Genomic DNA, 14,825 nt, shown 5'->3' on the forward strand with positions numbered 1-14,825 from the left:
CGGTCGGCACCTACCAAGGCGGTGCACGGTAGCGCCGGGCCATGCCCGGCGGGATGCGTCCATCAGCGGCCGGCACTACTCCTCCAGGCTGGCGTTCCAGAACCCCTGCAGTACACCCGGCGTGGCCGCCAACGTCGCCAGCACGGCATCCAGTTCGCCGCCATCGACCGTGGTGGCGTACAGCACAGCTTCGATCTCGACATCGCGCTCGCCGAACGGGCGCTGGTCCACCGCGCGCACCGGGTACTGCGCCTGCTCAAGCAGCAGCAACAACCGGTCCAGTACCTCGGCCTGCTGCTCGCGCTGGCAGACCACGTTGATCGCATAGGTCGCCTCGCTGAACGCTTCCGGCAGCGGCTGCCGCTGGATGCGGTTCACCACCGGCCGCAGCAGGGTGTTGGCGGCCAGCACGAACACTGCCGCCAGCACCGCCTCGGGCAGCAGCTTGATACCGGCACACGCACCTACCGCCGCCGAGCCCCACAGGGTGGCGGCGGTGTTCAGGCCGGACACCTGGGCGCCGTCCTTCATGATCGCACCGGCGCCGAGGAAGCCGACGCCGGAGATCACATAGGCCACCACGTGCAGCGGCGAGGGTGGACCACCGTACAGGTCATGGAAGCGCACCGCCAGATCGACGAACACTGCCGCGCCCACCGCCACCAGCGTGTTGGTGCGCAGGCCTGCGGTGCGCTGCCGCAGCTGCCGCTCCAGGCCGATGACCGTGCCCAGCACGAACGCCACCGACAGGCTGATCAGCGAGCTCAAGGTCGCGCCGGCGTTGAAGGCCGGCAGGTTGGGATTGATGTCCATTGTGTTTCTCCCTGGACAAGCGGCGGGCGTTTACTGCCAGCCGTACCGGCGGATGTAGAACTTCTTCAGCGCGGTGGTCAGCACCGCATAGCCGAACAGGATCGCCACCAGGAACGGCCAGTAGCCAGCCGGCAGCGCCTGCAGCTTGAAGTAACCGGCCAACGGGCTCATCGGCAGGGCCACGCCGATGGACATGATCAGGCCGGTCATCAGCAGCAGTGGCGGCGCGGCGATGCTCTGCAGGAACGGCACCTTCGGCGTACGGATCATGTGCACGATCAGGGTCTGGGTCAGCAGGCCGACCACGAACCAGCCGGACTGGAACAGGCTCTGGTCGCCGGCGGTGCGCGCATCGAACACGTACCACATCAGCGCGAAGCAGGTCAGGTCGAAGATCGAGCTGATCGGCCCGAAGAACACCATGAAGCGGCCGATGTCCGCCGGGTTCCACTTCAGTGGCTTGCGCACTAGCTCCTCGTCCACGTTGTCGAACGGAATGGCGATCTGCGAGATGTCGTACAGCAGGTTCTGCACCAGCAGCTGCAGCGGCAGCATCGGCAGGAACGGCAGGAAGGCCGAGGCTACCAGCACCGAGAACACGTTGCCGAAGTTGGAGCTGGCGGTCATGCGGATGTACTTCAGCATGTTGTTGAACGTGCGCCGGCCCTGGATGACACCTTCCTCCAGCACCATCAGGTTCTTTTCCAGCAGGATGATGTCAGCCGCCTCCTTGGCGATGTCCACGGCACTGTCCACGCTGATGCCGATATCGGCCGCACGCAGTGCCGGGGCATCGTTGATGCCGTCACCGAGGAAGCCGACCACCTTGCCTTGGGCGCGCAGCTCGCGTACCAGCCGTTCCTTGTGCAGCGGCGTCAGCCGCGCGAACACGCGGTGGTGGTGCAGTGCCCGCGACAACGCGCCGTCATCCATGCGCTCGATCTGCGGGCCGGTCAGGATGGTGTCGGCGTCCAGCCCCACCTGCGCGCAGACGCGGGCGGTCACCAGTTCGTTGTCGCCGGTGAACACCTTGACCTCCACGCCATGCGCGGCCAGCGCCTGCAGCGCCTGCGCTGCCGATTCCTTCGGCGGGTCCAGGAAGGCGACGTAGCCGACCAGGGTCAGGCCGCACTCGTCGGCCTGTGAGTAGGCGGTCTGGCTGGCGGCGGTCTCTTTCATCGCCACCGCCACCACGCGCAGGCCCTGTTCGTTCAGCTCTTCGGTGGTCTGCCGCACGCGGGCCAGGCGATGTTCATCCAGCGGCATGTCCTGGCCGTTCTCGCGCACGGTGCTGCACACCGCCAGCATTTCTTCCACTGCCCCCTTGCAGATCAGCTCATGATGGTCCTCGCGCTCGGACACCACCACCGACATGCGGCGGCGCTCGAAGTCGAACGGGATCTCATCCACCTTGTGGTAGTCCTGCGACAGCCGCAGCGAGCTTTGCAGCTCCACGTGCTCCAGCACCGCACGGTCCAGCAGGTTGATCAGCCCGGTCTGGAAGTGGCTGTTGAGATAGGCGAACTTCAGCACGTCTTCCGAATCGTGGCCGAACACATCGGTATGACGCTCCAGCGCGATCCTGTCCTGGGTGAGGGTGCCGGTCTTGTCGGTGCACAGCACTTCCATCGCGCCGAAGTTCTGGATTGCATCCAGGCGCTTGACGATCACCTTGCGCCGCGACAGCAGCACCGCACCCTTGGCCAGCGTGGAGGTGACGATCATCGGCAGCATTTCCGGCGTCAGGCCCACTGCCACCGACAGTGCGAACAGGAACGCCTCGGTCCAGTCGCCCTTGGTCCAGCCGTTGATCAGCAGCACGAACGGCACCATCACCAGCGCGAAGCGGATCAGCAGCCAGCTGACACTGTTGACGCCGGCCTGGAACGCGGTCGGCGCACGGTCGGTGGCGGTGCTGCGCAGGGCCAGCGTGCCGAAATAGGTGCGGTTGCCGGTGGCCAGCACAACGGCGGTGGCAGTGCCGGACACCACATTGGTGCCCATGAACAGCAGGTTGTGCTGTTCCAGCAGGCCAGCCAGGCCGTCGCCCGGGTGCGCGAACTTCTCCACCGGCAGCGACTCGCCGGTCATCGCGGCCTGTGCCACGAACAGGTCCTTGGCAGTCAGCACGCGGCAGTCGGCCGGAATCATGTCGCCGGCCGACAGCACGATGTGGTCGCCGGGCACCAGTTCGCGGATCGGCAGGTCCAGCAGGCGCGCCGGGCGCCGGCTGTGCAGGTGCGCACCGAAGTAATGGTCGGCCACATCGGCGGCCTCGGTACCGGGATTGCGGCGCAGCACGCGCGCGGTATTGCCGACCAACGCCTTCAGCCGCTCGGCTGCACGGTTCGAGCGGCCCTCCTGCACGAAGCGGATCAGCGTGGACAGCAGCACCATCGCACCGATCACCATGGTGGCCTTGATGTCCTCGGTCAGCCAGGACACCGCCGCCAGCACGGTCAGCAGCAGGTTGAACGGATTGCGGTAGCACTGCCAAAGGTGCCGCCACCACGGCAGCGGCTTTTCGTGATCCACCTCGTTGGGGCCGAGCGTCGCCAGCCGTTCCTCGGCCTCATGCGGGCTGAGGCCATCGGCATGCGACCCCAGCGTGGCCAGCAGCTCGGCTTCCTCCTGCTGGGCCAGGGTGACCAGGCCGGTGGTGAGCGCGAACGGTGCCGCGCCGGCGCTGCCCGGGCCAAACCCGGCTTCGGGCATCGCACGGCGGCGGAACAGGTTGCCTGCGCGACGGCTGCGCAGGAAGGCATTGAACCAGGCGTTGAGCAGGCTCATGGGACTCTCCTCGAATGTCAGAGCCGGCCGGGGCCGGAACACGAACGGAACGGATGCAACCGATCAGGCGTGGCGCATCGCCAGCACCGCCGGCGACCACGGCTGCATGTGCAGGCGCTGGCTGCCGCCGATGCACAGCGGCTTCATCGCATCACGCAGCGGATAGGGCAGATGACGCAGCACGGTGATGCGCTCGCTGATCGGCAGCAGCGACAAGGCGTCGGCCACCACGCGTGGCGAACCGAGTGACAGCGAACGGGCAAACATCACGGGGCCGTGCTGCAGCAGCTGGCTGCGCAGCGCGGCAACATCGCGCTCGCCGATCAGGCGGCGCAGGGTGATGTAGAGGATCTTGTAGGACATGGGGGTGCTCTCCAGGCAAGCGGCGCCTGGCGGCCCCCCGTCACTCAGGCAGGCAGGGGCCGGCGGGCAGGCGCCAGGAACAGGCAACAAGCGGTCATCCGGGGCGCGGTGCGCCCGGCAGGGTCGGGGTCCATCTGCGTCTCCATGAGGGGAGGGTGCCGGCCAGGATTGCCCTGGCCAGTGGCGCTATTGTCCGCCCCTGAATGGGACGGGCCTAGAGGCTCGTGGGTTAGCCCGGCTATACCTTGGTATAGCCGGCATGCGCAGCGCCAGTCGAGGGCTCAATGATGGATCAATGCGAAGCGCTGGTCTGCTTGCACACGTCGTACTCGCCGCGGCTCAGCGTCTTGTTGCGGTCGGTGTCGCAGGCGTGCAGTCGTTCGGCCCAGTCCGGTGCCACGGCATCCACCTCGGCCAGCGTGACGATGCCGTCCTTGTCCTTGTCCAGCGATTCGTAGGCAGGGATGAGCCTTACTTCTGTCACGTCCTCGGCGGCGGTGGCCTGGCTGGCCTCCTGCGGATTGGAACAGGCGCCCAGCAGCAGGCCCGCAGATAGCGAGAGAGCGATGGGAAGGCAGCGATAACCGGTCATGGCGTGCTCCTGGGGAAAGGGCGAACCACCGGTGCGGTGGTCACCGCCGGATCTTCTGCGCGGAGCTGTAAGCGGGCTGCGAAGAATGGGGCCGTGGACCGTTGCCGGTGGGTCGCCATTCACCTGGCCGCGCAGCAGCGATCGCGCGGAGTCGACGCTACCCTCGAACGGTGGGATGCCGGCCAGCGGCCGGCACTACCATCTGCTCAGAAACGGTCGGCAAAGGCGTCCGTCGCCCGCACCAGCGCATCCACCGTGGCCGGCTCGTTCGCGCTGTGGCCGGAGGTCACCATCTCCAGCCGGGCTTCCGGCCAGGCCTTGGCCAGATCCCACGCACTGCGCGGCGGGCAGATGATGTCGTAGCGCCCCTGCACGATCACGCAGGGCAGGTGGCGGATGCGATCGATATCGCGCAGCAGCTGGTCCGGCTCCAGGAAGATGCTGTTGCGGAAGTAATGCGCTTCAATGCGGGCCTTTGCCAATGTGTCCAGCGGGTCGTCGGTGGATTGCGCATCCACGTCGTGCTGCAGGGTGGCGGCGTTGTCTTCCCAGCCCAGCCAAGCCTGCGCGGCTTCGATGCGGGTCGCTTCATCCGGGCCATCCATGCGCGTCCAGTAGGCCGCGATCATGTCGCCACGCTCGGCTTCCGGTATGTAGGCCTCATAGCGTTCCCAGCGTTCCGGGAAGATCCAGCGCGCACCGCCGTTGGCCTCGGCGAACCAGCGGTTCTCCATCTCGCGGCCGAGGAACACGCCACGCACGATCAGGCCGGTGGCGCGTTCGGGATGCGCCTGCGCATAGGCCAGCGACAGCGTCGAACCCCATGAGCCGCCGTAGACCAGCCAATGCTCGATGCCCAGGTGCTCACGCACCTTCTCGATATCGGCCACCAGATCCTGCGTGGTGTTGTCGCGCAGTTCGCCGAACGGTGTGGAGCGGCCGCTGCCGCGCTGGTCGATCAGCACGATGCGGTACCGCGCCGGATCGAAGAAGCGGCGGTGGGTGGGCGAGATGCCAGCACCCGGGCCGCCGTGCAGGTACACCACCGGAATGCCCTCTGGCGTGCCGCACTCTTCGATGTGCAGCGTGTGCAGATCGCTCACCTTCAGGGTGAACTCGCGGTACGGCTCGATGGCGGGGTATAGGGTTCGCACGGCGGACGTCTCACAAGCAGGGGCGGCCAGCATAGCGCCCCCGCCTGCTGCCTGCAGCGTCGTGCTCCTGCGCGGCGCTGGAAATGGGCTGGCCGATGCGCATAAGCTTCCGCGATGCAAGCGACCACGACCGGGACGTCAACCTTCAACTTCACCCTCCGCAGCGGCGCGCGCGAGCTGCTGAAGTGGATCGCACTGCTGGCCATGACGGGTGACCACGTGGCCAAGGTGGTCTTCGGCGGCTACGTGCCGGTGGTCAGCGAACTGGGGCGCATCGCCTTCCCGCTGTTCGCGCTGGTGATGGCCTGCAATCTCGCCCAGCCCGGGGCCGACCTGCGCAAGTCGATGCGCCGGCTCGCGCTGTGGGGGCTGATCGCACAGCCATTGCACGCATTCGCGTTTGGTTCCTGGCTGCCGCTCAACATCCTGCTCACCTTTGCATTTGCAGCAGTAGCCGTACATGCGCTGGCGAACAATCGGCCGGTGCAGCTGTTGCTGGCTGCCGGCGTGCTCCCGATGTTCGTGGACTATCAGTGGGCCGGGGTTGGCAGCGTGCTGCTGGCCTGGATCGCGTTCCGGCACCGGGCGTGGTGGCTGTTGCTGGTTGCGCTTGCAGCGGTGTGCTGGGCCAACCACAACGGCTGGGCACTGCTGGCCATTCCGGTAGTGCTGCTGGCGGCGCGGGTGCCGTGGCAGCTGCCGCGCTGGCGGTGGGCGTTCTACGGGTATTACGTGGGGCATCTGGCGGTGCTGGCGTTGGTTGCCCATCTGCTTGTGTAATTTCGGAACTGGCATGTCGAGTGTCTTGAATGCCGGATGCGGTCAAGGAATGCGCGTCGCAGGTGGGGGTGAAGCATGCCGCCATCGGCGTGTGTAGAGTCGAGCCATGCCCGACTCAGCGGGCGAGCCGGAGCCGAGCATGGCTCGGCTCTACACGTTCTGGGAAATCCACGCCATGCGTGACCGGCAAAGCGAGCCGAGCATGGCTCGACTCCACAGGTGATGCATGTCTGGCGTGGAGGCGCCTGCCTCAGAAGTCCATCGTCGCCGACACCAGCACCGTTCTCGGCGCTCCCAGCGCTAGACTGGAAAGCAACGGCATGCCCCAATACGCCTTGTTGGTCACGTTGTTCACACTGGCTCTCAGCGCAAGCGGTCGACCCGCCACGGTGGTGCTGTAGCGCGCCCCGACATCGAACAACGTGCGGCCCGGCACCGACAGGCTGTTGTCGGCACTGATGTACTGCTTCGACATCGCCGTGGCATTGCCGGTCAAGGTCAGGCCCTGCAAGGTCGGTACATCCCATTCCACCCCCAGCTTGGCCTGCCGTTGCGCTACGGCGGTGGCGATGCGTCCCTCATTCACGCCACCGGCCGTGCGGGTCAGTTTCGGCTGCACGTAGGCCACGCCACCGAGCAGGCGCACGCCATCCAGTGGCGTGCCGAAGAAGCCCCATTCCACGCCGCGATTTCGTTGCTCGCCACCGAACGAGAAGATATTCGTGACCGGGTCGGTGTAGCTGCTGGGCCGCTTGATTTCATACACACTGAAGGTGTGCGCGAAGCTGCCCAGGTCCAGCTTCAGGCCCAGCTCCTTCTGCCTGGTGCGGAACGGTGCGAACACATCACCGGCATTGGCAGCGGTCATCGGCGCGGTGGCGCCCTGGCTGAGGCCTTCGATGTAGTTGGTGTAGATGGAGACCCTTCCGGTGGCCTTCACCAGCAGCGCCGCTGCCGGCGTGTTGGCGCTCTCGTCGTAGCGCGAGGTGCGCGCACCGCTGGCGACATTGAAGGTCTCACTGACCACCTGCTGGCGGCGCACGCCCAGGGTCAGCTGCACGCGGTCATCGGCGAAGGCGAGGGTGTCGGCGAAACCGAGGCTGTCCAGCCGCAGCTCGGTGTGCGAGATGTGCGGCGTTACGAACGGTGCCGCCGGGCCCCATGCCGGGTTGTACAGATTGGTGGTCCAGTCCCAGCCCGGCACGCTGCGGCGGCCGTAATCGTTCTGGGTGTGCTGGTAGTGGGTCACGTTGGCGGCCCACTGATGGCTGACGCTGCCGGTGTGGAACGAGCCGCGCAGGCCGGCATCTGCGGACTGCTTCTTGATATCGAAGGCGAGCTGGCCGATCACGGTGGTGAAGTCGCCGGCTGGATTGAGGATCTGCGCGCTGATCGAACCATTGTAGCGGTAGTCGGTCTTGCTGATGCCGTAGGCCAGGTAGGCCATCAGGGTGTCATTGATGTCCAGCTCGCCCCGCAGCATCGCGCCCTTGTCCTGGCTGTCCACGTAGGCCCAGTCCGGGTTGATCAGCGTATCGCCACGCGGCGGCCGCGGAATGGCCACGCCCGGTGCCAGACCGACGCCGCGTGCCGGGCCGTCCACGCGGTCATCGGCGCTGTACAGATCGGCCGACAGCCGCGCACGTTCGCCGCGCCAGTCCACTGCCAGTGCGCCGAGCTGCACCTTCTTGCTCTGCTTGCCGACCGCGCCATCACCATCACGGTACGCGCCGTTGAAGCGGATGCCGAACTGCTTGTCCGCGCCCAGGCGACGCCCCGCATCCACATGGGCGCCAAACTGCGCATCGGAGGCGAAGTTGGCACTGACCCGCAGCAGCGGTTGATCGCCGGCACGCTTGGGGACCAGGTTGACGCTGCCACCGACCGAGCCGCCCGGCGGCATGCCGTTGAGCAGCGCGGAGGGGCCTTTCAGCACCTCGATGCGTTCGAACATTTCCGGCGAAGTGCGGTAGTACGGCGCCATGCCGCTGAGGCCATTGAAGGTGGTGTCGCTGGTGTTGGAGGCAAAGCCTCGGATCGCGTAGTTCTCGCTCCACGAACCGGTGACGCCGTTGCTGAACACCGTGGGGTCGGTGGCGGCGATGACGTCGGTGAGGTCCTTGGCCTGGCGGTCGCGGATGAAGGACTCGGTGTAGCTGACCGTATTGAACGGCGTGTCCATGAAGTCCTTGTCGCCGAGCAGGCCGACGCGGCTGCCAGCGGCCACTTGCCCGCCCGCATAGTCTGCAGTGACCCGGCGCTGTTCCTGCACCTGCACCGAGGGCAGGGTGGACGGCACGGAGTCGGCCAGCGCGGCAAACGAGGCCAGCAGCCCTAGCGCGAGGGCCGACATCCGGTAGCGCCGGGCGATGCCTGGTGGATGCATCAGGCCGGAAGATGCGGCGGCAGCGCGATGCTGCAGAGAAGAGAAGTTGTACACGGTCATGCCAGATTCCTGTGAATCGCAGGCGCGAGCGCGCCTGGCGCGCTGCCGACGGCAAGCACGGGGAGAGGGCGCAGCGCAGGGTTGTTGGCTGGGTGGGGACCTGGCGGAAGGTGAGCCATGGGCTCGACTACGGGCAGCGTGCTGGACGCATTCCGAATTAGTTAAGTAAATTAAACTAAATCAATCGAAGCGGACAAGAGGGTCCCTTTGCTGGCACCCTCAGCAGGGTATGAGCACGCACCGTATGAGCCCTCACTCCGATCCAACGGCGCCGACCCGTGGCCGCCCGCCCACCATCACCCCGGAGCGCCTGGCCGACATCGGCATCCGCCTGGGCCTACCCAACCTGACCATGGCCAACGTGGCCACCGAACTGGCGGTGACCCAGGCGGCGCTGTACAAGCGCGTGGCCAACCTGGAGGCGTTGAAGCGACTGGTGGCGGAGGCGGTATTCCAGCGCTGGCAGATTCCGCGCGCGTCGGTCGACGCAACGGGTGGGCTGGAGGCCTACCTGATGCGGTTCGTGGAGTCACTGTGCGAGGTGGTGAAGGCACATCCCGGGCTGCCACCGTACCTGCTGCGGCGCACGGTGGCGACTGCGCCGATGCTGGAAAAGATCGCCTCGCACCAGGCGCACGTGGCTGATGTGTTCGGCCTGCCGGTGGACAAGGCGCGCTGGCTGCTGGCCACGATCGCGTTCTATTGCATCGCCGGCGCCGATACGATCTATGCGATTGCGGACGACGAGGAAGGACAGGTGATCACCGAGTTCAAGCAGGGCATGCGGGCGCTGGTGATCGGTTCGCTGGAGGTATCGCGGCTTCGGTAGATGCATGCCATGCGTGGACGATCCTGGCCGTTCACCCTGACGCCAGCCAGGCATGGCCTGGCTCTACTGGACGGATCGCGTGGTGTCGAGAATACAATGCGGCCATGCCTGCCACGCCTACTCTCGATGATCTTCGCCGCTACGCGGTGGCGCGCACCCTGTTCAAGCCGACTACGCTGCTGACCGCGATACGACGGCTGGGCTTCGTGCAGGCCGACCCGATCAGGGCACCGGCGCGCGCACAGGACCTGACCCTGCGCCACCGGGTGAAGGACTACCGCGCAGGCGATCTTGAGCGGCGCTACACGCGCCTGCCGGTGGAAGAGGATTGCCTGGTGAACTACGGCTTCCTGCCGCGCGAGCATCTGGCACTGATGCACCCGCGCGTGTCCAAGCGCGAATGGGACGCCGAGACCCATCGCCGCGCGGCCGACGTACTGGCCTTCGTGCGCGAGCGCGGCAGCGTGCACCCGCGCGAGGTGGACCAGGCGTTCGCGCATGGGCGGGTGACCAATTACTGGGGCGGCACCAGCAACGCAAGCACGCATCTGCTTGACGGCATGCACTACCGTGGCCTGCTGCGGGTGCAGCGGCGCGACAGCGGTACGCGCATCTATGCGGTGGCCGAACACGCCGAGGCGGACGTCAGCGAGCAGGCACAGATTGAACGCGCCGCCGCCCTTATTGATCTGGTAGTTCGCAAGTACGCGCCGCTGCCCTCGGCCAGCCTGACCTATCTGGTGCGCCTGCTGGGCTATGGCGCCCCACATCTGGCCGAGCAGACCCGGCGGGCCTTGGCGTTGGCCAAGCAACAACTGGCCAGCTGCACGCTGGAGGGCACCACCTGGTACTGGCCGGTGGACGAGAATCCGCGCTCGCGCCGCCATGCACCGGACGAACAGGTGCGCCTGCTGGCGCCGTTCGACCCGGTGGTGTGGGACCGCCGCCGCTTCGAGCTGCTGTGGGGATGGGTGTACAAGTTCGAGGCGTATACACCTGCACCGAAGCGACAGTATGGGTACTACGCTCTGCCGGTGTTGTGGCACGACCAGGTGGTGGGCTGGGCCAATCTCAGCGTGCGCGACGGTGAGTTGGCATCGAGTGTGGGCTATGCCGGCAAGTCGCTGGCCCGCGACAGGGTGTTTCGTGGCGCGTTGGAAGACGAGCTGCAGCGCATGGCGGGGTTCCTGTAGCGCCGAGCGGCGCATTGGTAGCTATCGCTCCCGGTAGTCGCCAACCTTGGTTGGCCCCGCGATGTGTCGGTGCCCATCAAGGTGGCATCTACCGGTCAAGCGGCGTCCTTGTGCTCCGCGTCGTCCATCCCGGGACTGACTCGCCGGCCGATGTCCTTCAGCCGTGCAAGCTGGTCCACCATCGACGGCGCATCGTCCAGGCTGCCGACGAAGGTCCACAGATAGGTCATCACCGCGTAGACGTGGCCCGGCGTGACACCCTCAGTGGTGGCGAGGCGGCCGATGGTCAGCGCGAACAATGCCGCGGCAGCCAGTCCGATCACCACGTAGGCGCCGGCCTCGCGGTCTGACAACAGGATGCGCAGGCGCGACAGCGTGGTGTAGTGGCGGCGCAGCACCGAGGGACTGACCCGGTCGACCAGCCGGATTTCGTGTTCCAGGCGGTTGTTCAGGCGGCCATGCAGCTGCTCGTTGCGGCGTGCGAACGAGGGCAGCACCAGCAGGGCGCCGAGCAGGGTGACCAGGCCAGCGGCACCGACCATCGGCTCGATCGCCAGCAGCATGGCCACCGCACCGAACATCGATGCCAGCGCGGTGGCGATGATCGGCACGTGCTTTTCAAAAAAGTCGACGAACTCGCGGGCCAGCACCACGCGTGCCGCCGAGGTGGACGTGGCCTGGCCCAGCCGACGCTGCGCCTGCACCACGTTCACCGCCAGATCGGCATAGATGCGGGTGAAGGTGCGTGTATCGACCGCTCGACGGGCGGCACCGACCAACCAGAACATCAGTACCACGCCGGCATAGGAGACGGCATGGCCGATGTTGCTGCTGATGATCGCGTCCACCGCGAAGCCGGCGAACAAGGGATAGGCCAGCAGCAGTGTGTTCTCCAGTGCCACCAGCGAGAACGTGCCGGTGAGCTGCCAGGGGTAGGTGCGCAGGATGGCCTTCAGGGTGGCGGCCGCATTCTGCTGGCCGATGCTGCCGGCGGCGGCCGCTGGATCATGGGGGTGTTTCATGGGGTGCCTGGGTGGGTCGGGGACAGGGCAGGGGACGGATGCCTGCGATCTCCCGGGTCGCGCCCAGTATCTGCAGCCCTTTGGAGCGGGCATGGAGGGACGATGGAGATTGCGTGGAGAAACCGGTGGCGTTCAGTGGAGGGCGTGGTGCCCACCAAGGTGGGCAACTACCAGAGTCGTGGTGGTCGCCAACCTTGGTTGGCGCCGCAGTGTGCCGATGCCCACCAAGGTGGGCCGCTACCAGGGCAGCGTCTACCGCAACGCCGCGCTCTCAACGACGCGCGTGCACCGGCCAGCGTATTTCGAAGGCACTGCCGCCACGTTCGGTCGCCCGGCATCGCGCCTTTCCGTGATGGGCCACGGCAATCGCCCGCACCACCGCCAGGCCGAGACCGGAGCCGCCGCTCTGCCGCGAGCGCGATACATCGGTGCGCTGGAAGGCTTCAAAGATGCTGTCGCGAAGGTCGTCCGGCACACCCGGGCCACCATCCTCAACGGTTACGGTGCAATGGCCTTCGGCCAGCGTCACGTGTACGCGCAGCGGGCAGGGAATGGCATGGCGGCGTGCGTTTTCCAGTAGCGCCAGCACCGCCTGGCGGATGCGCGCCGGGTCGCAGTCGGCCAGTGAAGAACGCGCGTCCAAGGTCACCGAGAAACCACTCTCGGTCAGCGCCTCGGACATCGCTTCCACTACTGCGGCCACCTGCACGCTGACGTCGCTGCGCTGCATGCGCAGATCGAGGTGGCCGCTCTCGGCCAGGCTGACCACGCGCAGGTCCTCGATGATGCGGGTCAGGCCCTCCAGCTGGGTGAGCATGCTGTTGAACTGCTCCGGCCCCGGCTCGAACACGCCTTCGGCGATGCCCTGCAGGCGGCCGCGCAGGATGGTCATCGGCGTGCGCAGTTCGTGTGCGATCGCCGCGTTCCAGAACACGCGGTTCTCCGACATCCGGCTCAATCGCTCGGCCATGGAATTGAAGTCGCTGACCAGCGCGGCGGCCTCGGTCATCGAGGTGTCACCGCCGCGCGCACGCGCCTCCAGATCACCGCTGGCGACGCGACGCAGGCTTTCGGCGACCGAGTTCAGCGGGGTGATGATGCGCCGGGTCAGGCGCGAGGCGATCAATGTGGCCAGCGCAACGACCACGGTGGCGGTCAGGCCGATCCACAGCCATTCCAGGCCTGACGGCATGATGGTTTCCGGTTCGTCGTACCAGCGTGGATAGAACACCTCCATCAGGTAATAGAACAGGTAGAAACCACTGATCGACAGTACGGTTGAACACAGCGACGCGACCGTGATGGAGAGCGTGATCTGGCGCCCGATACTCTTGCCTTTGGGGTTCATCGGCTCAGTCCAGGAAGCGGTAGCCGACACCGCGGATGGTGGCGGGAATGCCGATGACGCCTGCTTCCTCCAGCTTGCGGCGCAGCTTGCTGACGTGGCTGTCCACGGTGCGCTCCTGCGCATCGCCTTCCGGCAGGCAGGTCTGGAGCAGATCCAGCCGGCTGTGCACCATGCGCGGTGCGCGCGCCATGTGTACCAGCAGACGGAACTCGGTGAGCGTGAAACTCAGAGCATGCACGTGGTCATCGGTGCGCACGGTGACTTCATGGCTGCGCAGGTCGATCTCGAACGGCCCCTGCCGGATCAGCCCGTTGGGCTCTTCTGCAATGGGCTTCGCGCTACGGCGCAGCACCGCCTGGATGCGGGCGACGATCTCGGCGGGATTGAATGGCTTGGCCACGTAGTCGTCGGCACCGACGCGCAGGCCAGTGAGCTTGTCCACGTCCTGGTCCAGTGCGGTGAGCATGATTACCGGGGTGTTGCCGCGCCGGCGCAACTCGCTCAGCACCTGCCAGCCGTCCATCTTCGGCATCTGCACGTCCAGCAGCACCAGGTCGGGGCGCAGCTGGCGGTGGCTGGTGAGGGCGGCTTCGCCGTCGGCGGCGCGGGCGCTGCGCAGCCCGGAGCGGGCCAGGTAGGCGCCGAGAATGTCGGCGATTTCGCCTTCATCTTCGGCAATGAGCACCAGGGGCGCCAGGCGCGTGCGGGCATCGGATTTCATTGCATGCTGCGGTTTCAAGTAAGGAATGGGAAACGCCGGCGACGGTGTCATCGTGGCCGTTCCAGGGTCTGCGCTTCTTCGTGGGCGGCCCAGGCCAGGGTGGCCAGCACCAGCGTGTGCTGCAGGGCGGGCGCCAGTGCTGTGGTGGCGCGCAGGTGCTGTGCGAGCAGGGTCGATACGGCCGCAGGCAGCTTGCTCCACCGCGATTGCATGCCCGTTGCGTCCACCCGGTCCTGCAGGCGGCGGGCCATGCGGACCACGGCCCGCAGGCGCAGGGCAAGCAACGCGGCCACCAGGACAGCCGCCATCCCTGCTGGCATGAGGCTCACGTCAGCGGCGGAGGCGGACCAGGCCGCGAGGCCGATCAGCGACGCCGACGCCAGGGTGCCCGCGCGCGCCGAATGACCCGGGCCTTCGCTGCGGAACCACACCAGCGCGGCAGCACCGGCGCCCGCCAGCAGGGGCGGCGCCGGGTTCGCGCTGGCAAGCATCCAGGCACTGGTGGACGTCAGCACCAGCGCAAGCAGCCACGGCGAAGGCGCGCACCAGGCAAGGTAGGCGCGGCGGACATCGATGGGAGGCAGGTCTGGAAACGGGAAGGACACGGCGGCGGAGCAGTCGGCGAGGCCGACAAGGCTAGGGGCCGTTGATGGAGACTTGGTCGAGATTGTGTCGAGATTTCGTGGACGCGATCCGTGCCGTTCAGGAGCGGGCCCCGTGCCTGAACGGATGTGCGGCCTCCATGCAATCTCCACAGTGGCTCCAAGAAACATC

General features: G+C 66.8%; 13 protein-coding genes. 3 read left to right on the forward strand and 10 right to left on the reverse strand.

Going from position 1 to position 14,825, the window contains the following annotated elements:
• Positions 1-75: 75 nt before the first annotated feature.
• From N5D20_RS03740 to pip, 5 genes are all read right to left on the reverse strand, one after another.
• Entirely contained in the window at positions 76-813 is a 738-nt protein-coding gene (locus tag N5D20_RS03740; RefSeq protein ID WP_019337229.1) for an MgtC/SapB family protein, read from the reverse strand.
• A gap of 30 nt (positions 814-843) precedes the next feature.
• Positions 844-3,603, reverse strand: coding sequence for a magnesium-translocating P-type ATPase (gene mgtA, locus N5D20_RS03745; RefSeq protein ID WP_279914313.1), 2,760 nt, complete (start codon positions 3,601-3,603; stop codon positions 844-846).
• A gap of 63 nt (positions 3,604-3,666) precedes the next feature.
• Positions 3,667-3,966, reverse strand: coding sequence for a hypothetical protein (locus tag N5D20_RS03750; protein WP_005413574.1), 300 nt, complete (start codon positions 3,964-3,966; stop codon positions 3,667-3,669).
• A 292-nt stretch (positions 3,967-4,258) separates the two neighbouring features.
• Positions 4,259-4,558 carry a hypothetical protein gene (locus N5D20_RS03755; protein ID WP_049481058.1) on the reverse strand — a complete coding sequence of 100 codons (300 nt, stop codon included), beginning with the start codon at positions 4,556-4,558 and terminating at the stop codon, positions 4,259-4,261.
• 206 nt (positions 4,559-4,764) lie between these two features.
• Positions 4,765-5,712, reverse strand: coding sequence for a prolyl aminopeptidase (gene pip / locus N5D20_RS03760; RefSeq protein WP_043396307.1), 948 nt, complete (start codon positions 5,710-5,712; stop codon positions 4,765-4,767).
• A gap of 114 nt (positions 5,713-5,826) precedes the next feature.
• On the opposite strand from pip, the gene N5D20_RS03765 reads away from it, so the two are divergent.
• A complete protein-coding gene (locus tag N5D20_RS03765; RefSeq protein WP_099559287.1) occupies positions 5,827-6,492 on the forward strand; it encodes a TraX family protein in 666 nt (221 codons plus the stop codon).
• 250 nt (positions 6,493-6,742) lie between these two features.
• On the opposite strand, the gene N5D20_RS03770 is transcribed toward N5D20_RS03765, so the two are convergent.
• Complete coding sequence (locus N5D20_RS03770) at positions 6,743-8,938, reverse strand: TonB-dependent siderophore receptor (RefSeq protein ID WP_279914314.1); 2,196 nt, start codon at positions 8,936-8,938, stop codon at positions 6,743-6,745.
• Between the two features lie 244 nt (positions 8,939-9,182).
• On the opposite strand from N5D20_RS03770, the gene N5D20_RS03775 reads away from it, so the two are divergent.
• The gene (locus N5D20_RS03775) at positions 9,183-9,767 is read left to right on the forward strand and encodes a TetR/AcrR family transcriptional regulator (protein ID WP_053443104.1); all 585 of its coding nucleotides are present in this window, start codon (positions 9,183-9,185) and stop codon (positions 9,765-9,767) included.
• Positions 9,768-9,871: 104 nt separating this feature from the next.
• Positions 9,872-10,960 (forward strand): crosslink repair DNA glycosylase YcaQ family protein, encoded by a 1,089-nt coding sequence (locus N5D20_RS03780; RefSeq protein ID WP_279914315.1) that lies wholly within the window; start codon positions 9,872-9,874, stop codon positions 10,958-10,960.
• Positions 10,961-11,055: 95 nt separating this feature from the next.
• Here N5D20_RS03780 and N5D20_RS03785 read toward each other — a convergent pair whose 3' ends face one another.
• From N5D20_RS03785 to N5D20_RS03800, 4 genes are all read right to left on the reverse strand, one after another.
• Positions 11,056-11,982 carry an ABC transporter six-transmembrane domain-containing protein gene (locus tag N5D20_RS03785; RefSeq protein ID WP_053443102.1) on the reverse strand — a complete coding sequence of 309 codons (927 nt, stop codon included), beginning with the start codon at positions 11,980-11,982 and terminating at the stop codon, positions 11,056-11,058.
• A 271-nt stretch (positions 11,983-12,253) separates the two neighbouring features.
• Positions 12,254-13,330 carry an ATP-binding protein gene (locus tag N5D20_RS03790; RefSeq protein ID WP_279914316.1) on the reverse strand — a complete coding sequence of 359 codons (1,077 nt, stop codon included), beginning with the start codon at positions 13,328-13,330 and terminating at the stop codon, positions 12,254-12,256.
• 4 nt (positions 13,331-13,334) lie between these two features.
• The gene (locus N5D20_RS03795; protein WP_019337245.1) at positions 13,335-14,051 is read right to left on the reverse strand and encodes a response regulator; all 717 of its coding nucleotides are present in this window, start codon (positions 14,049-14,051) and stop codon (positions 13,335-13,337) included.
• Between the two features lie 47 nt (positions 14,052-14,098).
• Positions 14,099-14,656: a hypothetical protein gene (locus tag N5D20_RS03800; RefSeq protein WP_279914317.1), complete on the reverse strand. Its 558-nt coding sequence runs from the start codon at positions 14,654-14,656 to the stop codon at positions 14,099-14,101.
• Between the last annotated feature and the right edge of the window lie 169 nt (positions 14,657-14,825).

It is taken from the genome of Stenotrophomonas sp. GD03877 (assembly GCF_029840555.1).
In the GTDB taxonomy this organism is placed as follows: domain Bacteria; phylum Pseudomonadota; class Gammaproteobacteria; order Xanthomonadales; family Xanthomonadaceae; genus Stenotrophomonas; species Stenotrophomonas geniculata.

Coding starts and splice junctions, on each gene's coding strand:
- N5D20_RS03740 (WP_019337229.1), bottom strand. CDS start 813: ATGGACATCAATCCCAACCTGCCGGCCTTCAACGCCGGCGCGACCTTG.
- mgtA (WP_279914313.1), bottom strand. CDS start 3,603: ATGAGCCTGCTCAACGCCTGGTTCAATGCCTTCCTGCGCAGCCGTCGC.
- N5D20_RS03750 (WP_005413574.1), bottom strand. CDS start 3,966: ATGTCCTACAAGATCCTCTACATCACCCTGCGCCGCCTGATCGGCGAG.
- N5D20_RS03755 (WP_049481058.1), bottom strand. CDS start 4,558: ATGACCGGTTATCGCTGCCTTCCCATCGCTCTCTCGCTATCTGCGGGC.
- N5D20_RS03765 (WP_099559287.1), top strand. CDS start 5,827: ATGCAAGCGACCACGACCGGGACGTCAACCTTCAACTTCACCCTCCGC.
- N5D20_RS03770 (WP_279914314.1), bottom strand. CDS start 8,938: ATGACCGTGTACAACTTCTCTTCTCTGCAGCATCGCGCTGCCGCCGCA.
- N5D20_RS03775 (WP_053443104.1), top strand. CDS start 9,183: ATGAGCCCTCACTCCGATCCAACGGCGCCGACCCGTGGCCGCCCGCCC.
- N5D20_RS03780 (WP_279914315.1), top strand. CDS start 9,872: ATGCCTGCCACGCCTACTCTCGATGATCTTCGCCGCTACGCGGTGGCG.
- N5D20_RS03785 (WP_053443102.1), bottom strand. CDS start 11,982: ATGAAACACCCCCATGATCCAGCGGCCGCCGCCGGCAGCATCGGCCAG.
- N5D20_RS03790 (WP_279914316.1), bottom strand. CDS start 13,330: ATGAACCCCAAAGGCAAGAGTATCGGGCGCCAGATCACGCTCTCCATC.
- N5D20_RS03795 (WP_019337245.1), bottom strand. CDS start 14,051: ATGAAATCCGATGCCCGCACGCGCCTGGCGCCCCTGGTGCTCATTGCC.